The 19,336-nt window shown below is 72.6% G+C and carries 16 protein-coding genes; 3 read left to right on the top strand and 13 right to left on the bottom strand.

The genetic code is table 11. The annotated features are described in order from the left end of the window. Positions 1-172: 172 nt before the first annotated feature. The 6 genes from cobT to SYYSPA8_RS18715 all read right to left on the bottom strand — a co-directional run bounded on the left by cobT (position 173) and on the right by SYYSPA8_RS18715 (position 9,054). Positions 173-3,622 (bottom strand): nicotinate-nucleotide--dimethylbenzimidazole phosphoribosyltransferase, encoded by a 3,450-nt coding sequence (gene cobT, locus SYYSPA8_RS18740; protein WP_323448361.1) that lies wholly within the window; start codon positions 3,620-3,622, stop codon positions 173-175. Between the two features lie 344 nt (positions 3,623-3,966). Beyond that, entirely contained in the window at positions 3,967-5,199 is a 1,233-nt protein-coding gene (cbiE, locus tag SYYSPA8_RS18735) for a precorrin-6y C5,15-methyltransferase (decarboxylating) subunit CbiE (protein WP_323448360.1), read from the bottom strand. A 247-nt stretch (positions 5,200-5,446) separates the two neighbouring features. After that, a complete protein-coding gene (locus SYYSPA8_RS18730) occupies positions 5,447-6,085 on the bottom strand; it encodes a GNAT family N-acetyltransferase (protein WP_323448359.1) in 639 nt (212 codons plus the stop codon). 221 nt (positions 6,086-6,306) lie between these two features. After that, positions 6,307-7,119 (bottom strand): MetQ/NlpA family ABC transporter substrate-binding protein, encoded by an 813-nt coding sequence (locus tag SYYSPA8_RS18725; protein WP_323448358.1) that lies wholly within the window; start codon positions 7,117-7,119, stop codon positions 6,307-6,309. A 148-nt stretch (positions 7,120-7,267) separates the two neighbouring features. Then, positions 7,268-8,035: a methionine ABC transporter permease gene (locus SYYSPA8_RS18720; protein ID WP_323448357.1), complete on the bottom strand. Its 768-nt coding sequence runs from the start codon at positions 8,033-8,035 to the stop codon at positions 7,268-7,270. Next, positions 8,032-9,054: a methionine ABC transporter ATP-binding protein gene (locus tag SYYSPA8_RS18715; protein ID WP_323448356.1), complete on the bottom strand. Its 1,023-nt coding sequence runs from the start codon at positions 9,052-9,054 to the stop codon at positions 8,032-8,034. The genes SYYSPA8_RS18720 and SYYSPA8_RS18715 overlap by 4 nt, the downstream gene beginning before the upstream one ends. Positions 9,055-9,625: 571 nt before the next feature. Here SYYSPA8_RS18715 and SYYSPA8_RS18710 point away from each other — a divergent pair. Continuing rightward, a complete protein-coding gene (locus tag SYYSPA8_RS18710; protein ID WP_323448355.1) occupies positions 9,626-9,985 on the top strand; it encodes a hypothetical protein in 360 nt (119 codons plus the stop codon). Positions 9,986-9,987: 2 nt separating this feature from the next. Then, positions 9,988-10,449: a hypothetical protein gene (locus tag SYYSPA8_RS18705; protein WP_323448354.1), complete on the top strand. Its 462-nt coding sequence runs from the start codon at positions 9,988-9,990 to the stop codon at positions 10,447-10,449. A 174-nt stretch (positions 10,450-10,623) separates the two neighbouring features. Here SYYSPA8_RS18705 and SYYSPA8_RS18700 read toward each other — a convergent pair whose 3' ends face one another. Beyond that, on the bottom strand, positions 10,624-11,136 hold the full coding sequence (locus SYYSPA8_RS18700; protein ID WP_323448353.1) for a GNAT family N-acetyltransferase: 513 nt from the start codon (positions 11,134-11,136) through the stop codon (positions 10,624-10,626). A 289-nt stretch (positions 11,137-11,425) separates the two neighbouring features. After that, entirely contained in the window at positions 11,426-12,631 is a 1,206-nt protein-coding gene (locus SYYSPA8_RS18695; protein WP_323448352.1) for a glycerophosphodiester phosphodiesterase, read from the bottom strand. Between the two features lie 273 nt (positions 12,632-12,904). On the opposite strand from SYYSPA8_RS18695, the gene SYYSPA8_RS18690 reads away from it, so the two are divergent. Next, the gene (locus SYYSPA8_RS18690; protein ID WP_407706028.1) at positions 12,905-13,576 is read left to right on the top strand and encodes a lysophospholipid acyltransferase family protein; all 672 of its coding nucleotides are present in this window, start codon (positions 12,905-12,907) and stop codon (positions 13,574-13,576) included. Between the two features lie 95 nt (positions 13,577-13,671). Here the strand turns inward: SYYSPA8_RS18690 and SYYSPA8_RS18685 are convergent, their stop codons facing one another. The 5 genes from SYYSPA8_RS18685 to SYYSPA8_RS18665 all read right to left on the bottom strand — a co-directional run bounded on the left by SYYSPA8_RS18685 (position 13,672) and on the right by SYYSPA8_RS18665 (position 19,336). Continuing rightward, positions 13,672-15,210 carry an MFS transporter gene (locus tag SYYSPA8_RS18685; RefSeq protein ID WP_323448351.1) on the bottom strand — a complete coding sequence of 513 codons (1,539 nt, stop codon included), beginning with the start codon at positions 15,208-15,210 and terminating at the stop codon, positions 13,672-13,674. Further along, positions 15,207-15,764, bottom strand: a complete 558-nt coding sequence (locus tag SYYSPA8_RS18680) for a TetR/AcrR family transcriptional regulator (RefSeq protein WP_323448350.1) — start codon at positions 15,762-15,764, stop codon at positions 15,207-15,209. The genes SYYSPA8_RS18685 and SYYSPA8_RS18680 overlap by 4 nt, the downstream gene beginning before the upstream one ends. Positions 15,765-15,906: 142 nt before the next feature. Then, a complete protein-coding gene (argH, locus tag SYYSPA8_RS18675) occupies positions 15,907-17,334 on the bottom strand; it encodes an argininosuccinate lyase (protein ID WP_323448349.1) in 1,428 nt (475 codons plus the stop codon). 89 nt (positions 17,335-17,423) lie between these two features. After that, positions 17,424-18,617 carry an argininosuccinate synthase gene (locus tag SYYSPA8_RS18670; RefSeq protein ID WP_323448348.1) on the bottom strand — a complete coding sequence of 398 codons (1,194 nt, stop codon included), beginning with the start codon at positions 18,615-18,617 and terminating at the stop codon, positions 17,424-17,426. Between the two features lie 182 nt (positions 18,618-18,799). Further along, positions 18,800-19,336: an arginine repressor gene (locus SYYSPA8_RS18665; RefSeq protein ID WP_323448347.1), complete on the bottom strand. Its 537-nt coding sequence runs from the start codon at positions 19,334-19,336 to the stop codon at positions 18,800-18,802.

Here is a 19,336-nt window from a genome sequence, read left to right as displayed (position 1 = left end):
CACCCACGGACCACGCGAAGCCGGACCGAACCCCCAGCGGGGGGAAAGAAGAGTGCGGGACCCCGTACCGACACGGGCCGGACAGCCGGGGCCCCGGACGAGCGCCACGCACCCGTACCGACACGGGTCGGCCAGCGCAAGGCCGAATTCGTACCCCGGGCCGGGGAGAGGTCTACTTTTCGGTGACGCCCGCCGAGTCGAACGTCGCCACCTCATGCATCGCCCGCGCCGCACTCTGCACCAGCGGCAACGCCAGCAACGCCCCCGTGCCCTCGCCGAGCCTCAGGTCGAGGTCGACCAGCGGTCGCAGGCCCAGCTTGTTGAGCGCGGCGACATGTCCGGGCTCGGCGCTCCGGTGGCCGGCGATGCACGCCGCCAGCGCCTCGGGTGCGATCGCGCGGGCGACCAGCGCGGCCGCTCCGGCGGAGACACCGTCGAGGATCACCGGCGTCCGCAGCGACGCGCCGCCCAGGATCAGGCCGACGATCGCCGCGTGTTCCAGACCGCCGACGGCGGCGAGGACGCCGACGGGGTCGGCGGGGTCCGGCGCGTGGAGTTCCAGGGCGCGGCGGACGACGTCGACCTTGCGGGCGTGGGTCTCGTCGTTGATGCCGGTGCCCCGCCCGGTGATCTCGCCGGGGTCGGCGCCGGTGAAGGCGGAGATCAGGGCGGCCGACACCGTCGTGTTGGCGATGCCCATCTCGCCGGTGAGCAGCGCGCGGTTGCCCGCCGCCACCAGGTCGCGGGCGGTCTCGATGCCGACCTCGATCGCGGAGAGGGTCTCCTCGCGGGTCATCGCGGGTCCCGTGGTGAAGTCCGCGGTGCCGGGCCGGACCTTGCGCGGCAGGAGACCAGGGGTCGCGGGCAGGTCGGACGCGACGCCGACGTCGATGATGCAGACCTCCGCGCCGACCTGGTTGGCGAAGGCATTGCAGACCGCGCCGCCGCCGAGGAAGTTGGCGACCATCTGGCCGGTCACCTCCTGGGGCCAGGGGGTGACGCCCTGGGCGTGCACCCCGTGGTCACCGGCGAAGATCGCCACGGCGGCGGGCTCCGGGATGGGCGGCGGGCAGAGCCGGGACAGGCCGCTGAGCTGCGCGGAGATGATCTCCAGTACGCCGAGCGCGCCCGCCGGCTTGGTCATCCGCTTCTGTCGCTCCCACGCCTCGCCGAGCGCCTTGGCGTCCAGGGGGCGGATGTTGGCGACGGTCTCCTGGAGCAGGTCGTGCGGCTCCTCGCCGGGCAGCGCGCGGCGGCCGTAGGTCTCCTCGTGGACGACCCAGGAGAGCGGGCGGCGCTTGGACCACCCGGCCTGCATCAGCTCGGGCTCCTCGGGGAACTCGTCGACGTATCCCACGCAGAGGTAGGCGACGACCTCCAGGTGCTCGGGCAGCCCGAGCGCGCGGACCATCTCGCGCTCGTCGAAGAAGCTGACCCAGCCCACGCCGAGGCCCTCGGCCCGCGCGGCGAGCCACAGGTTCTCGACGGCGAGGGCGGAGGAGTACGGGGCCATCTGCGGCTGGGTGTGCCGGCCCAGGGTGTGGCGGCCGCCGCGGGTCGGGTCGGCGGTGACGACGATGTTGACGGGCGTGTCGAGGATGGCCTCGATCTTCAGTTCCTTGAACTGCTTCGCCCGGCCCTTGGGGAGCGTCTTCGCGTACGCGTCACGCTGGCGCTGGGCCAGTTCGTGCATGGTGCTCCGGGTCTCGGCGGAGCGGATGACGACGAAGTCCCAGGGCTGGGAGTGGCCCACGCTCGGGGCGGTGTGCGCGGCTTCCAGGACCCGCAGCAGCACCTCGTGCGGGATGGGGTCGGGGCGGAAGCCGTTGCGGACGTCGCGGCGTTCGCGCATCACCCGGAGCACGGCTTCGCGCTCGGCGTCGTCGTAGCCGGGGGCGGGGGCGCCCCGGACGGGGGCCGGCTCGGCTTCCGGCTCGGACTCCTGGGCGGCCTGCGGCTCCTGGGCCTCGGGGACCTCCTGGGTCTCCGGGGGCTCCTGGACCTCCTGGACCTCCTGGACCTCCGGCACGGGGGTGGTCTCCGGGGCGGGCTCGGGGGCCTGCTCCTGGGCCGCTTCCGGCTCGGGCGAGGATTCGGGGGCGGGCTCCGCGACGGGCTCGGGGGCCTCGGGGGCCTCCTCGGCGGCAGGAGCCACCATGATCCCGGGCTCCGCTTCCGGCTCCGGCTCCGGCGCCGTCACGGCCTCGACCGCGGCCTCGGAAGCCACGACGGGCACGGTCATCACGGCGGGATCGGCGACGACTTCGGCCTCGGGCACCTCTTCGGGCACGACAGCGACGACAGGCGCGGCGGGTACGACCGGGGCGACCGCTTCGGCCGCCTCAGGCTGCTCGACCGGAACCGGAACCGGCTGCTCCACCGGTACGGGCTGCTCCGCCTCGGGGGCGGGCTCCGGCGCCTGCTCCTGTGCCGGCTCCTCCACCTGCTCCGGGGCGACGGTCTCGACCGGCTCGGCGACCTCGGCGATCTCCGCGATCTCGGCTACCTCGGCCGGGACGGCCTCCGGCAGTTCGGCGGGAACGGCCGCGGGCTCCGGCTGCTCGGCGGCCACCGGGGCCACGGCCACCGGCTGGGCCTCGGGGCCGGGCGTCTCCTGCGGGGCCTCCGCGGGCTGTACGGCGACGGGTTCGTCGGCAACGGGCTCGGGCGCGGGCTCCTCGGCCACGGGCTCCTCGGCCACCACAGCCTGCTCCGGTGCCACCGGGGCCACGGCCACGGCCTCCTGGACCACCGGCTCCTGCTCCTCGGCGACGGGCTCCACGACGGCCACCGCGACCGGAACAGCCTCCACCGGCTGCTCGACCGGGGCCGGAACCTGCACGGGCGCAGGCGCGGGCACGGACACGGGCGGCGCGGCCACGGCGGCCTGCGGCCCCCACGGCGCCCCCGGCTGCGGCGGGATCTCGCCCAGCTGGGGCCCCGGCAGCACCTCGGGCCCCGCGACGGGCGCGTTCTGCACGGTCAGCGGGTGCGGGGGCACCCCGGCGGGGCCGCGGTCGGCGAGCGAACGCACCACTCCGCCGGTCGAGTCCGGCAGCGGCGGGCCCATGTGCAGCGGGCGGCGCGCGGTCGGCGGCACCGGCGCGGGCGTGCCGACGGGCGGCGTCGCGGACGGGGCCGGCGGCGCGGCGACGGCGTCGGGGGCCTGCGGGGCGCCCGCGGCCGGGTCGGCGAACGGCTGCCCGTCCGCGACCGCCTGCGGCCCGGCGCCCTCGGGGCTGCCCAGGTCGGTGGGCGCGGCCAGTTCGGGTGCGGGCACCTCGTCCGGGACCGGCGCGGGCTGCTGCTCGGGGACCGGCGGGCCCGCCGGGACAGGCGTGTACTGCTCCGGGATGAGCGCGCCCACGGGCACCTGCCCGGTCGCGTCCACCGGCAGGTGCACCTGACCGCTCTGCGGACCGTGCTGGAGCGGCTGGACGGTCTGGGGATCGCTCCACGCCCCCTGCGCGCTCGGCATCAGCAGCAGATCGTCTTCCTCGGAGAGCTGACCGGAGGGGTCGACGAAGGTGTAGGCACTGCCGCCGGGTACACCCGGCAGCTGTTCCACCACGCCCGCGTTCTCCGGCTGTCCCTCGCCCGGGACCTGGCCGGTGTCGGTCATGCGTACCCCTCGCCCATCGGTTGTGAATCCTTCGCCCATCGCCCGGCCGTCCGTTCGCGGCGCACCGGGTGCCCGTCGAAGTGAACGAGCGGGCACGCCACGCGGCACGACCGTCCGTGGACTTCCAGCATTCTCGCGGCCGTTCGCCGCCGTGGCGGGAAGATCCGCCACGGCCCGCTGTGGGCTGCGCCACGTTGCGCCTCCCCCGGCTGTGAAGTACCACGAACCGGCGCCTTTCGGCACTGGTTTTCCGGTCCTCCCGGGCCTTCGGCGACCGTGGCGGCGAGGGGCCGGAGTGCGGTACAACGATCGGCCAGCCTACCTCGCACCACTGACAAGCGGGGTCATGGGGCGCGATCCGGACGTGTCCCGGAGAGCAGGAAGACCACGGACCGCTCCCGTTCCGCCCATCCCACGGGGTCGAGCGCGACCGACTGGAGCAGCGCGCACTCGACGCTGTAGCCGCCCGCGGAAAGGGCGGCGCCGATCGCCTCGGCGTCGTCGCGGGTGGAGGCGTGCGCCACGATCCGTTCGGGCCTGCGGTCGGCGCAGGCGGCGACGACGGGGGCGCCGCCGCCGCCGATCCGTACGACGTCGGGTTCCGGCAGTCGCTCCAGTACCTGCGGGGCCCGCCCGTGGATCACGTGCAGTTGAAGGCCCGCGCGGCGGGCTGCGGTGTCGGCGCGGACGCAGGCCGCGTGGTCGGCGTCGACGGCGATGACGGCGGCGCCGAAGCGGGCGGCGTCGGTGGCGAAGGCGCCGCCGCCGGAGCCGATGTCCCAGACCAGGTCGCCGGCGCGGGGGCCGGTCCGGGCCAGTTGCAGGGCGCGCAGCTGCTCGGAGTCGCCCTCGCCGGCCGGTCCCCGGCCGGCGGCCTCGTCCGGGGCAGCGGCCCGGGCCCAGCCCCGGCCGGCCACCGCGCCGCCGGGGTCGCGGCCGGCGATCCACCCGCCGGCGGCGGTCGCGGGGCTGCCTCCGCCGCCGATCACGATCACCACGTTGGGGTCGCGCCAGACGTGGTCGGCGGCCTTGTCGGAGGTGAGGACGGTGACCTGTTCGCGGGCGGTGCCCAGTTCCTCGCAGATGACGAAGGTGCGGTGGACACCGTCGAGCATGAGGGCGAGTTCGGCGGGGCCCGCGCCCGGTGAGGTGAGGACGGCGACCTTGGGGTGGGCGCGGCAGACGTTGACGGCGCGGCGCAGGGTCCGGGGGTGGGCGACGACGATCTCGGCGTCGTCCCAGGGTGTCCCGGCGCGGGCGAAGGCGGCGGCGACGGAGGAGACGGCGGGGACGACCTCGACCTCCAGGCCGTGTTCGGGCGCGCGCAGGACGCGGACGACGCCGAAGAAGCCGGGGTCGCCGTCGGCGAGGACCACGGCGGTGCCCCGGTGGGCGGCGATCCGGCGGGCGGCGAGGTCGAGGCTGCCGAGCCGGACGCGTTCGGCGTGCGGGGGCACTTCGGGCAGGGCGAGGTGGTGGGGCGCCCCGGCCACCAGGGTCGCGGCGCGGAGCGCGGACCGGGCCGCGGCGGTGAGGGGTGAGCCGTCCCAGCCGATCACCGTGACGCGGTCGGCCATGGTCGTGTGTCTCCCTGCTGTGGTCGCGTGGTCGCGGGTGGTGCCGTCCGGACCGGAGCGGGATGGATGGGACCGGAAGTGCTGGACCGGACCGTAACGGCTGGATCAGACCGTAACGGCTGGATCGGACCGGAACGGTATGGAGCGGTCCGGAGCGGGCACCGTGAGGTTACCCAAAGCGGGCCCCTTCGGGCGTCCCCGCCCCGCCCCCTGCCGGTGCCGGACCGGCCGGCGGGCTCAGGCGCGCTCAGGCGTGCTCGGGGAAGGGGGCGTAGCCGAACTCCGCCAGGTGTCCCGTCCCGCCGCCCTCCAGGTCCTCGGGGAGCAGGCTCCAGACGATCAGGTCGGTGCGGATGGACGTCCAGCCGCCGTCCTCGGTCCGGCTCCGGGCTATCCAGGCGTTGCGCAGGACGCCTTCACTGATGGCGCCCGTCTTCTGGGCGACCTGCTGGGAGGCGGTGTTGTCGGCGGGGGTGCGCAGCTCCAGCCGTTCGAAGCCCTGGTCGCGGAAGAGCCATTTGGCGGTGGCCAGCAGGGATTCGGTGGCGTAGCCCTCGCCCCGGGCCCAGGGGGCGGTGAGGTACGCGGCCTCGGTGGCGCGGGTGCGCCAGTCGGTGCGGTGCAGCCGGACGGCGCCGACGAGCCGCTGGGTGAGGAATTCGGTGACGGCGAGCGCGATGCCGTCGCCGCCGGTGCGTTCGGCGGGGGCGAGGCTGCGTACCCAGCGTTCCGCGTCGGCGGTGGTGTAGGGGTGGGGGCCGGTGGTCCAGGCGGTGATCTGCTCGTCGTTCATCATCTCGGTGTACGCGGGGATGTCGGCCTCTTCGAAGGGGCGCAGCACCAACCGCTCCGTGCTGATGGACACGTCCGGGAAGGTGGTAGTCATGCGCCGCTCCATAGCCAGGGGTCCGCTGGAACCGTAGAACCGTGGGCCTGCCGAAAAACCCAGCATGCAGCATGGGCCGTTCGAACTGCACCACAGGGTCCCGCACTTGCGCGCCGGGCGGAAAGGCGCGGGCCCCGCACACCCCTCGAAGGGAGTGCGGGGCACCGGCCCGGTGACCGCTGTCACCCGGTTTCCGTGCGGTACGGACGGCCCGCGCGGGCTCAGACGGCCGGGATGACGGAACCGTCGTAGGTGTCCTCGATGTACTTCTTCACCTCGGGCGAGGCGAGCAGCTTGGCGAGCTTCTTGACCTGCTCGTCGTTCTCGTTGCCCGCCTTGACGGCGAGGAAGTTGCCGTACGGGTTGTTGTCGGCGGATTCGAGGGCGAGGGAGTCGTCCTTCGGGCTCAGCTTGGCCTCGACGGCGTAGTTGCCGTTGATGACGGCGGCGTCGACGTCGTCCAGGACGCGCGGCGTCTGGGCGGCCTCGATCTCCTTGAACTCCAGCTTCCGCGGGTTCTCGGCGATGTCCTTGGGGGTGGCCTCGTTGCCGGTGCCGGGCTTCAGCTTGATGAGCCCGTTCTCCTCCAGGAGCTTGAGGGCGCGCGCCTCGTTGGTGGTGTCGTTGGGGAGGGCGATGGTGGCGCCGTTCTTCAGCCCGGCGAGGTCGTCGGCCTTCTTGGAGTAGAGGCCCAGCGGCTCCAGGTGGACGGTGACGACGGGGACGATCGTCGTCTTGTTCTTCTTGTTGAAGTCGTCCAGGTAGGGCTTGTGCTGGAAGTAGTTGGCGTCGACGTCGCCGTTCTGGGTGGCGGTGTTGGGGGTCACGTAGTCCGTGAACTCCTTCACCTCCAGCTTCAGGCCCTCCTTCGCGGCCAGCTCGTCCTTGACGAAGCCGAGGATCTGGCCGTGGGGGACGGAGCTGGCGGCGACGGTGAAGGTGTCGTCCTTCTCGTCGGACGAGCAGCCGGTGAGCCCGAGGGTGAGGGCTCCGGCGGCGAGGACAGCGGCGGTGATCTTGGTGGTGTTACGCACGAAAAGTGCCTTTCTCCGGGTGGTGCGGGTGGTACGGCCCGGTGGGGCCTGGTCGGTCCCGTACGGGACCGGTTCGTCTCCGTGAGGGGGTCCCTCGCGGAGCCGGGGTCGGGGTGTCAGGACGCCGGGGTGCCGGGACGTCGGGGCGTCAGGGCGTCTTGACGGGTTCGGCGGCGGCTTCGACGGGCCCGGCCCGCCCGGCGGCCGCGGCCGGCTTCTGCTTGAGCAGCCGCAGCCGGGGGGCGGGGCCGCCGCCCCGGGCCCGCCGGTGCAGGCTCCGGGCCGCGAAGTCGCCGGCGAACTGGATCAGGGAGATCACCACGGCGAGGATCGCGATCGTGACCCACATGAGTTCGGTCTCGAAGCGCATGTAGCCGTAGCGGATGGCGATGTCGCCGAGGCCGCCGGCGCCGACGGCCCCGGCCATCGCCGAGTAGCCGATCAGCGTGATGACGGTGGTGGTCAGGCCGGAGATGAGCGAGGGCAGCGACTCCGGTACGAGCACCTTGCGCACGACGGTCCAGGTGCTGCCGCCCATCGACTGCACGGCTTCGACCAGGCCGTGGTCGACTTCGCGTACGGAGGTCTCGACCAGCCGGGCGAAGAAGGGGATGGCGCCGATGGCCAGGGGCACGATGGCGCCCTCGCCCCCGATGGTGGTGCCGGCGATCGCCCGGGTGAGGGGCAGCAGCGCGACCATGAGGATGATGAACGGCATGGACCGGGCGATGTTGACGAACTCGCCGAGGACCTTGTTCACGAGGGCGTTGCCGAGCAGTCCGCCCCGGTCGGTGAGGACCAGCAGGACGCCCAGCGGCAGCCCCGCGGCGACGGCGATGAGTGCGGACCAGCCGACCATGTAGAGCGTGTCCCAACACGCCTGCTCCAGCAGTGGCCACATCTCGGACCAGGTCACTTGGCACCTTCCTCGGCGGTCGCGGCCACCTCTGCCTGGAGTCCCCGCTCGCGCAGGAAGCCGATGGGGACGACGTTCTCCTCGAACCGGCCGGGCAGCTCGATGCGCATCCGGCCGACCTGCTTGCCGCCGACGGTGTCCATCGCGGCGCCCAGGATCGAGATGTCGATGTTGTAGGTACGGGCGAGCTGCGAGATGACCGGCTGGGTGGCGGCGTCCCCGTGGAAGGTGACGTCCACGATCGTGCGGTCGGCGGTGGAGGGGTCGCCGCTGAGCGGGAAGAGCGTGGCGGCGAGCCGGGAGCCGGGGGTGGCGAGCAGTCCGCTCACCGTGCCGGACTCGACGATCCGGCCCTGCTCCATCAGGGCGGCGGAGTCGCAGACCGTCTTGACGACGTCCATCTCGTGCGTGATGAGCAGGACGGTCAGTCCCAGCCGGCGGTTGAGGTCGCGCAGCAGCTGGAGGATGGAGCGGGTGGTCTCGGGGTCGAGCGCGCTGGTGGCCTCGTCGGAGAGGAGCACCCTGGGTTCGCCGGCCAGGGCGCGGGCGATGCCGACGCGCTGCTTCTGGCCGCCGGAGAGCTGCCCGGGGTAGGCCTTGGCCTTGTCGGAGAGGCCCACCAGGTCGAGGAGTTCGCGGGCCCGCCGGGCGCGGTCGGCGCCGGAGTGGCCCAGGATCTCCAGGGGCAGTTCGACGTTGTCCTGGACGGTGCGCGAGGAGAGCAGGTTGAAGTGCTGGAAGACCATGCCGATCCGGCTGCGGGCCGCGCGCAGCTCCTTGCCGGCGCGGGGGCCGCGCCCGGCGAGGGCGGTCAGGTCCCGGCCGTCGACCGTCACGGTGCCGGAGGTCGGGCGCTCCAGGAGGTTGACGCAGCGGATCAGGGAGGACTTGCCGGCGCCGCTCTGTCCGATGACGCCGAACACCTCGCCCTCGGCGACCTGGAGGTCGACGCCGTCCAGGGCGGTGACCTCGCGTCCTCGCGAGCGGTAGACCTTGGTGAGGCCCGTTGTGGTGATCACTGGAATGTCCGTCACTGTCGAGTGCGCGGCGGGGCGTCCTTGCCGGGCACGGGGCGTTCGTCTGCCGGGTTTCTGTGGTCAGAACGCGGCACGGCCGGGCGCCGGGGATTCCTCGGCGGCGGTCGGCGCATGCGCGCGGCAGCTCGGATCCCGGTCAGGCGACCGGACGGCTGCGCTGTCTCACTTCGGGGCGCGAGGCACAGGCGGGGGCCCTCAGAAGGCGCACATTCGACCCATACAACGAGCACCGGGCGTCAGGTTCGCCTCGGTCGCAAGGGTGCGGCTGCTCGTCGTGGTCATGGCGGCAAGTAAAGCAGACAGGCACTTCGCACGATCAGAGCTGTCCGGATATCGGACAGTCGGGGGTGGGTGACAAGCGGGGCGTACCACCGCTTCGACCGCGCTGACCTGCATGGATATCCCCGATGGCGGTCAGAGGGAGACATGCGGAGGGGTCGGATATGTGGTCAAGGCCACGATCCCCCCGTGTCGACGGCGGTGGGAACCCCACCGGATACCGGCCCTGGGGCCGCGCGCGGATGGCGGGGCCGCCCGTAATACCCTCGGAGCCATGCTCGACGCCCTGACGGTCACCCTCTCCGTGGCCGCGCTCGCCCTCGCCGCCTGGTGCGGCTTCGCCGCCTGGCGCGATCAGCCCACCAAGGACTGGCACTTCATCGGCATGGCCGTGGTGACGGTGCTGGCCCTGGCGCAGCTCGTGGTCGGCATCGTGCGGCTGGCGCAGGGCGCCGAGGCCCACGGGGGCGCGACCACCTTCGTGGTCTATCTGGTCGGGGCCTTCCTCTCGGTCCCGGCGGCCGCGGTCCTCTCGCTGATGGAGCGCAGCCGCTGGGGCTCGGCGACCGTCGCGGCCGGCGCGGTGGTCCTCGCCGTCCTCGAAGTGCGGCTCTACGACATCTGGGGAGGCTGACCGTGAGCGGACCCGCCCTCGGGCAGCGCGGTGGCGAACGGGACGGCACGGGCCCCGCTGGGCGGACCCGGCTGGTCGGCGGCCCCGGGGTGCTGCTGGTGTGGCTGTACTCGGTGATGTCCGTGGGCGCGGTGTCGCGCTCGCTGTACGCGATCCTGACCGACTTCTCCAGCGCGCCGCTGGCCCACTCGCTCTCCGCCGTCGCCGCCGTGGTGTACGCGTTCATCACCTACACGCTGGTGCGCGGCGGGGAGACGGCCCGCAGGGCGGGTCTGGTGTGCTGCGCCGCCGAGCTGGCGGGTGTGCTCGTCGTCGGCACCTGGACGATGGCGGACCCGGCGGCCTTCCCCGACTCCACGGTCTGGTCGGAGTTCGGGATGGGCTATCTCTTCATCCCCGTCGTGCTGCCGGTGACGGGGATGCTGTGGCTGCGCCGTTCGCGCAGCCACCCGGCGGCGATCTGACCGGCGAGAGCGCCAGGGCCTGTCTGACGGATCTTGCTGGGCTCGCGTGCCCTGGCACCGCACCTCGCCGCGTTGTCGTCAGTCGCCGCTGCTCCGCAGGGACTCCCTCCTCCGCCTTGCGATGCACGGCACCAGACCACGCTCCCTGATCCAGCCTGATCCGTCAGACAGGCCCTACGCGCTGGCGACATAGGCCGAGGCCGCCGGTGTCACCGCCTCCTTCTCCAGGGTGACGACGGTGAGCCGGGGGCCGAGCTGTTCCCGGCCGACCGGTACATAGCCGCGGCTGCGGTAGAGGCGCAGGTTGCCCTCGCTGCGGTGGCCGGTGAAGAGCTGGAAGCGGCGGGCGGTGGGCTCGCCGGCGAAGCTCTCCTCGATCGCGTCGAGCAGCCGGCCGCCCAGGCCGTGGCGCTGCATCCGGGGGTGGACGATCAGCTTGGCGATCCGGGCGGTGCCGTCCTCGCCGACCCGGCCGCGCACGGAGGCCACGACCTCGTCGCCGAGCCGCGCGACCAGCGCCTGTCCCGAGGCGATCTCGGCGCGCAGGTCGTCCAGCGACTGGGTGAGGGGTTCGATCGCGTAGTCGCCGTACAGCTCCGCCTCGCTCTGGTAGCAGAGGTACTGGAGTTTGAGGATGTGTTCCGCGTCGTGCGCCGTCGCCGCTGAGATGGTCACACTCATGCCCATGTGCGCAAGCCTCCCGCTCACCTGATGGGTCCGGTTGTCACACGCTCCCTTCCCCCTGCCCAGGAGCCGCAACCTCGGTCGCCAGCATTGTGCGCGGACATCACAGGCGCCGGGAACGGATGGGTCACGGTTTTCCCTGTGAGATACCCGACCCTCCTGCGATAACCATGGAAATTGCGCCATTCGCCCGTCACTTCGCAGCCAGGGTCGGGAAGTTCACCCGTCCTGACGGATGTACGGACATCCGTCAGGACGGGGCAGCCGGACTCCCCCGGGGGACGGATCCGGCTCAGCCGGTGGCCTCGGCGGCCGCGAGCAGCCCCGTGTCCGGGTGGTCGGTGAAGATGCCGTCGATGCCGGTGGCGAAGTAACGGCGGTACGCGCCGAAGACGTCCCCGTACTCGTTCGCGGCGACGACGGGGGCGGTGCCGTAGTCGCGGCGGAAGTCGGCGGGCAGGAAGGCGTTCTCGTTGCGCAGGGTGTACGGGTGGACGAGCAGCCCTCTGCGGTGGGCGTCGCGGACCAGGGTGGTGGGCTCCCCGAGCCGGCCGTTCGCGTCCTTGGGGATGACCAGGTCCAGTGTGGGCCCGATGCCCTGGGCGAAGGAGGCGATCCACCGCAGCCCGTCGGGCCGGATCAGATCGGCGACCGTCCGCGGGTCCCCCGCCTCCACGAAGTCCCAGGGCCGCGTCCCGGCGGCACCGAGCAGCACCACCCGGGGCGGGGAGACCAGCCCGGCCAGCCGCCGGATGCTGCCCGGCTCGAACGACTGGAGGAAGACGGGCGCGTCGCGCCGGTCCCGCCCGTACCGGCGCAGCAGCCGCGCCAGCGGCTCCTCCAGGCCGAGCCCCAGCCCGCGGAAGTAGGTGGGGTGCTTGGTCTCCACGTGCAGCCAGACGGGCCGGCCCCGGCGGCGGCCCTCCCGCTCGGCCCAGCGCAGCACCTCCTCGAAGGTGGGGATGGTCCAGCGGCCGTCGTAGAGGGTGTTCTTCGGCCGGACGCCCGGTATCCGCTCGCGGGTCCGCAGGGTCTTCAGCTCGGCGAGGGTGAAGTCCTCGGTGAACCAGCCGGTGAGCCGGTCCCCGTCGACGGTCTTCGTCGTCCTGCGGGAGGCGAACCCGGGACGGTCGGCGACATCGGTGGTGCCGGTGATGTCGTTCTCGTGACGGCATACGAGATGGCCGTCGCGGGTCGGCACGAGATCCTGTTCGACGACGTGCGCCCCCATGTCGAGGGCGAGCTGATAGGCGGCGATGGTGTGCTCGGGGCGGTAGCCGCTGGCGCCCCGGTGGGCGATCACGGTGGGCCGGGGCAGGTCCCGGTAGGAGCCGCCGTGGCCCCGGCGGGCCGCGGGCGCGCCGGCCGCCGCCGCCGGGGTCGTGGCCTGCACTCCCAGCGCCGCGGCGCCCGCCGCCGCCGCCCCGAGCAGGGTCCGCCGCCCCGGGGTCCCGCTCCCGCCGCGCCCGGCCCCGCCGGCCGCACTCTGTCCCTTCACGGTTCCTCCCTGTGATCTGTGGCACCTGTCGGGCCGAGGCCGACGGTAGGGAGCGTCCGTCTCCGGGGGGAAGACCCTGGGCGAACGTGGCGCGAACACAGGTCAACAGTGCGTATCCGATGTGTGAACCCGACGTGCGACCGGGCCCGGTCCACGAGTATCGTCCTCACCTGCGCGGACTCAGCGGATCCTCAACCGGGTTCCGGTACAAAGGGTCGCGGCGACCGCGCCGGCCGCCCACCGCAGCCGTCCGCACTCGACACGGAGGATCCGTTGTCCCGCTTGTCGCTCATCAAGGCCGTCCTAGGACCGTTCCTGCGTCTGATGTTCCGGTCCCGTGTGGAGGGCGCGGAGAACATCCCGGGGACCGGTCCCGTCATTCTGGCCGGGAATCATCTGACCTTCATCGATTCGATGATCCTCCCGCTGGTCTGCTCCCGCCCGGTGTACTTCATCGGCAAGGACGAGTACGTGACGGGCAAGGGGCTCAAGGGGCGCGTCATGGCCTGGTTCTTCACGGGCGTCGGCATGATCCCGGTGGACCGCGACGGCGCCAACGGCGGAGTGGCGGCGCTGATGACGGGGCGGCGGATCCTGGAGGACGGGCAGGTCTTCGGCATCTACCCGGAGGGCACCCGATCCCCCGACGGGCGGCTCTACCGGGGGCGGACCGGGATCGCCCGGCTCACCCTGATGACCGGCGCCCCGGTGGTGCCGTTCGCCGTGATCGGCACCGACAAGCTCCAGCCGGGCGGCACGGGCCTGCCCCGGCCGGGCCGGGTGACGGTGCGGTTCGGCGCCCCGATGGAGTTCTCCCGGTACGAGGGGATGGACCGCGACCGCTATGTGCTGCGGGCGGTGACCGACTCGGTGATGACCGAGGTGATGCGGCTCTCCGGGCAGGAGTACGTGGACATGTACGCCACCAAGGCCAAGGCGGCCTGAGAGCCCGTCAACCGGGCGCGTCCCACGACACCGTACGAACACGGGGCCGGATCCATGACAGATCCGGCCCCGCGCCCTGTCCGGGGAGCAGCCCCTCAGGGGTGCTCGATGCCGTCCTCCAGCCGCTGGCCCTTCAGCAGGAACCAGGCGGCCAGGGCGGTGAGCAGCAGCACCACCGAACCGGCGGCCCCGGCGATGTGGAAGCCGTCGGCGAAGGCGTCCCGGGCGGATGCCAGCAGGGCCGCGCCCTGGTCGGCGGGGAGGGTGCCCGCCGCCTCCACCGCGCCGCCCAGCGACTCGCGGGCGGCCTGCGCCGTCCCCTCGTCCACGCCGGCGGGCACGGTGAAGCCCCGGTAGACGCCGGTGACGACCGAGCCCAGCAGGGCGATGCCGAGGGCTGCGCCCAGCTCGTAGGCGGTCTCCGAGACGGCGGACGCCGCTCCCGCCTGCTCCTTGGGGACGCTGGAGAGGATGACGTCGGCGGTCACCGTGAAGGCGAGACCGGCGCCCAGGCCGCCGAGGAAGAGCGCGATGCCCATCGGCACCGGCCCCGTCTGGGCGGTCAGCAGCACACAGGAGCCCAGCGCGAGACCGACGGCGGCCAGACCGGTGGAGACGGTCCCGCGCACGGAGGCCCGGCGGGCCAGGTTCCCGGCGAGCAGACCGGAGATCACGGCGCCGATCGCGGACGGCAGCTCGATCAGCCCGGCCTCCAGCGGCGAGCGCCCCTGGACCAGCTGGAGGAACTGCGACAGGAAGAAGATCAGCCCGGAGAGGCCGAGGATGGTCAGCAGATCCGCCAGCACCGCGCCGGAGAAGCCCCGGTTCTGGAAGAGCCGTACGTTCAGCAGCGGCGCGGGCAGGGTGAGCTGCCTGCGGACGAACCAGAACAGCGCGCCGGCGCCCAGGGCACCCGCGGCGGCGGCCCCCATGCTCGGGCCGTGCACCGCCAGCTCCTTGATCGCGTAGACCAGGGAGATCATGCCGACGAGGGAGAGCGCGACGCTGATGAGGTCCCACGGGCCCGGTGCGGGGTTGCGGGACTCGGGGAGCAGCTTGGCGCCCACGACGACCAGGACGGCCATCACCGGCAGGTTGATCAGGAAGACCGAGCCCCACCAGAAGTGTTCGAGCAGCGCGCCGCCGACGACGGGGCCGACCGCCGCGCCGGCGGAGGCCGCCGCTCCCCAGATGCCGACGGCGACACTGCGCTCGCGCGGGTCGTGGAAGATGTTGCGGATCAGGGCCAGCGTGGACGGCATCAGGGTCGCTCCGGCCACACCGAGCAGCGCCCGCGCCACGATCATCATCTCGGGGCTGGTCGCGTAGGCGTTGAGCACGGAGACGCCGCCGAAGGCGACGGCGCCGATCAGCAGCAGCTTCTTGCGGCCGATGCGGTCGCCGAGGCTGCCCATGGAGATCAGCAGACCGGCGATGACGAAGGAGTAGACGTCGCCGATCCACAGCAGCTGGGTGCCGGAGGGCTTCAGGTCCTCGGTGACGAACGGCGTCGCCAGGGCGAGCACGGTGGCATCCACCGCGACCAGCAGGACGGCCAGCACCAGCACGGACAGGGCGAGCCAGCGTCCGGGTGCCCGTACGGTCTCCGCCACCTTGAGATCGGTGCCGGTCATACTTCCACGCTCCGTCGTGTGCAGCCGCCGAGCACCAGCTCGGCGATCATGTAGGGGTAGTCCTTGGTGGCGACGCGCCCGGCCTGGACGGCCCAGGCGCCCGCGCTGATCAGTCCGTACAGCGCGTCCGTGAGCCAGGTGGCGGTGAGGTCGACCCGGAAGACGCCCTCCTCCTGGCCCCGGCGGAAGAGGGCGCAGATGATCGCGTCGACGCGGTCCCAGCCCTCGTTCATCTGCTCCTCGCCCTCGAAGAGCTGGTTCTCGGTGATGAGGAAGGTCAGCAGGGGGGCGACGGGCGCGGTCGCGGCGACGAGCCGGCGCAGCGCCGCCACCGGGTCGCCCTCCTCGGGCCCGGCTGCCGCCACGGCGGCCTCCAGCTCCCGCAGGCCCAGCTCCTCCAGCGCCCGCACCAGCGCGTCCCGCCCGGCGAAGTGCCGGTGCAGGGTGGCGCGGCCGATGCCGGCGGCCTGGGCGACCTCGCCCATGGTCGCGGTGGCCTTGCGGGAAAGGAGGGCTGCGGCGGCGCGCAGCACCTGCTCACGATCAACGGTCATGAGACAAGGGTAGACCATTTGAGACATTGTTGTCTCATTAATTATCTCGGCCCCCTGCGCGGGGGCCCAGAACGCCGCATGCCGCCGCCCGCCCGCTGCTTCAGCGGGGGACGACGGCACACACGTGTGTCGGGAACGGAGGTCAGCCGCGGGCGGCCGCCCAGGCGTGCTGAAGCGCCAGGTCCTCCTTGACCTCGGCGAGCTGGACCGCCACGGCGGAGGGAGCCGTACCGCCCCGCCCGTCCCGGGAGGCCAGCGCGCCCCGCACGCTCAGCACCGAGCGCACCTCGGGCGTCAGATGCTCGGAGATCGCCGCGAACTGGTCGTCGGTGAGCTGGTGCAGCTCGATGCCCGACCGCTCGCACTCCTTGACGCAGGAGCCCGCCACGTCGTGCGCGACCCGGAACGGGACCCCCTGGCGGACCAGCCACTCCGCGATGTCGGTGGCGAGCGAGAAGCCCGCAGGGGCCAGCTCCTCCATCCGCTCCCGGTGCACGGTGAGCGTGGCCATCATCCCGGTGAAGGCGGGCAGCAGCACCTCCAGCTGGTCGCAGGAGTCGAAGACGGGCTCCTTGTCCTCCTGGAGGTCGCGGTTGTACGCGAGCGGCAGCGCCTTCAGGGTCGCGAGGAGACCGGTCAGATTGCCGATCAGCCGCCCGGACTTGCCGCGCGCCAGCTCCGCGATGTCGGGGTTCTTCTTCTGCGGCATGATCGACGACCCGGTGGAGAAGGCGTCGTGCAGGGTGACGAAGGAGAACTCCTTCGTGTTCCAGATGATGACCTCCTCCGCGAGCCGGGAGAGGTCGACGCCGATCATCGCGGTGATGAAGGCGAACTCGGCCACGAAGTCCCGCGAGGCCGTGCCGTCGATGGAGTTGGCGGCGGAACCGCCCTCGAAGCCGAGGTCGGCGGCGACGGCCTCGGGGTCGAGCCCGAGCGAGGAGCCCGCGAGCGCCCCGGAGCCGTAGGGCGACACGGCCGTGCGCGTGTCCCACTGGCGCAGCCGCTCGGCGTCCCGGGCGAACGCCTGCACATGCGCGAGGACATGGTGGGAGAAGAGCACCGGCTGCGCGTGCTGGAGGTGCGTACGGCCCGGCATGGCCACGTCCGGGTGGGCCTCGGCCAGGCCCACCAGGGCGTCCTGGAGCCCGGCGAGCAGCGCGCCGATGATCCGGGCGTGGTCGCGCAGATACATCCGGAAGAGGGTCGCCACCTGGTCGTTGCGGGAGCGGCCGGCCCGCAGCTTGCCGCCGAGGTCGGGGCCGAGGCGCTCCAGGAGGCCCCGCTCCAGGGCGGTGTGGACGTCCTCGTCGGCGATGGTCCCGGTGAAGGAGCCGTCGGCGACATCGGCCGCCAGCCGGTCCAGACCGTCCAGCATCCGCGTCAGCTCGTCCTCGTCGAGGAGTCCGGCCCGGTGGAGCACCCGGGCGTGGGCGCGGGACCCGGCGATGTCGTACGGCGCGAGCCGCCAGTCGAAGTGCACGGAGGCGGAGAGCTTCGCCAGCGCCTCGGCGGGACCGTCGGCGAACCGTCCGCCCCAGAGCCGGACATCACCGTTGTTGCTGCTCACTGCTGTTGCTCCTCGGAGGGTGGGTGTGCGGCCGCCTCCCCGCCACGGGCGGGTGGCGGGGAGGCGGCGGAAAGGTGCGACGGTACGGGTCAGACCAGGTCGCGCTTGGCGGCGATCTTCGCGGAGAGGGCGAAGATGTCGATGAAGCCCTGCGCCTTGGACTGGTCGAAGGTGTCGCCGGTGTCGTACGTCGCCAGGTTGAAGTCGTACAGCGACTGCTCGGACTTCCGCCCGGTGACCACGGCCCGGCCGGCGTGCAGGGTCATCCGGATGTCGCCGGTGACGTGCTGGTTGGCCTCCTGGATGAAGCCGTCCAGGGCGCGCTTGAGCGGGGAGAACCACAGGCCGTCGTAGACCAGCTCGCCCCAGCGCTGCTCGACCTGCCGCTTGTAGCGGGCCAGCTCGCGCTCGACGGTGACGTTCTCCAGCTCCTGGTGGGCGGTGATCAGCGCGATCGCGCCCGGGGCCTCGTACACCTCACGGGACTTGATGCCGACGAGACGGTCCTCGACCATGTCGATCCGGCCGATGCCCTGGGCGCCGGCGCGCTCGTTGAGCTGCTGGATCGCCTGGAGGACGGTGACCGGGCGGCCGTCGATGGCGACCGGGACGCCCTCCTTGAAGGAGATGACGACCTCGTCGGCCTCGCGGGGCTCGGCGGGGTTGGAGGTGTACTCGTAGATGTCCTCGATCGGCGCGTTCCAGATGTCCTCCAGGAAGCCGGTCTCGATGGCCCGGCCGAAGACGTTCTGGTCGATGGAGTACGGGGACTTCTTGGTGGTGGCGATCGGGAGCTGCTTGGCCTCGCAGAAGGCGATCGCCTTGTCCCGGGTCATCGCGTAGTCACGGACCGGGGCGATGCACTTGAGGTCGGGGCCGAGGGCCTGGATGCCGGCCTCGAAGCGGACCTGGTCGTTGCCCTTGCCGGTGCAGCCGTGGGCGACCGTGGTGGCGCCGTGCTTCTGGGCGGCGGCGACCAGGTGCTTGACGATCGCGGGCCGGGAGAGCGCGGAGACCAGCGGGTACCGGTCCATGTACATGGCGTTGGCCTTGATCGCCGGGAGGCAGTACTCGTCGGCGAACTCGTCCTTCGCGTCGGCCACCTCGGCCTCGACGGCACCGCAGGCGAGCGCGCGCTTGCGGATCACGTCCAGGTCCTCGCCGCCCTGGCCGACGTCCACGGCGACGGCGATGACCTCGGCGCCCGTCTCCTCGGCGATCCAGCCGATGGCGACGGAGGTGTCCAGACCGCCCGAGTAGGCGAGTACGACGCGCTCGGTCACGGGATTCTCCTTACGATGCATGCGGTGATGGAATAAGTATGCACTCGCCCGCATGTTTCGTCAATGAGTCTCCGGTGATCGGCGCGTACGGCCCTGAAAAGCCCGCCGGCACGCGAGCGAGGCCCCCGGCTCTGGTCGAGCCGGGGGCCTCTCTCTTGCGTGCCTGTGGGGCGGTGTCCGGGTCAGCGGTCGTTCTGTGCCAGCCGCAGCAGATGGTCGGCCAGCGCCTGCCCGCCCGTGGGGCTCCTGCTGATCAGCAGCAGGGTGTCGTCCCCGGCGATGGTGCCGAGGATGTCGTGCAGCTCTGCCTGGTCGATGGCCGAGGCGAGGAACTGCGCCGCGCCCGGGGGCGTGCGCAGCACCACCAGATTGGCGGACGCCTCCGCGGAGATCAGCAGCTCCCCGGAGAGCCGGCGCATCCGCTCCTCCTTCGCCGACTCCCCCAGCGGCGCCTGCGGGGTGCGGAAACCGCCCTCGCTGGGGACCGCGTAGATCAGCTCACCGTTGGTGTTGCGGATCTTCACCGCGCCCAGCTCGTCGAGGTCCCGGGAGAGCGTCGCCTGGGTGACGCTCAGCCCGTTGTCCGCGAGGAGCTTGGCCAGCTGGCTCTGCGAGCGCACCGGCTGGCGGTTGAGGATGTCCACGATCCGGCGGTGGCGGGCCATGCGGGTCTGCGGTACCGCGGGGCCCGCGGCGTCGGGGGCATGCGCCTCGGTCAT

The organism is Streptomyces yaizuensis, assembly GCF_034961445.1.
Taxonomy (GTDB): Bacteria; Actinomycetota; Actinomycetes; order Streptomycetales; family Streptomycetaceae; genus Streptomyces; species Streptomyces yaizuensis.
This window is presented reverse-complemented; position numbering and strand designations above follow the sequence as displayed.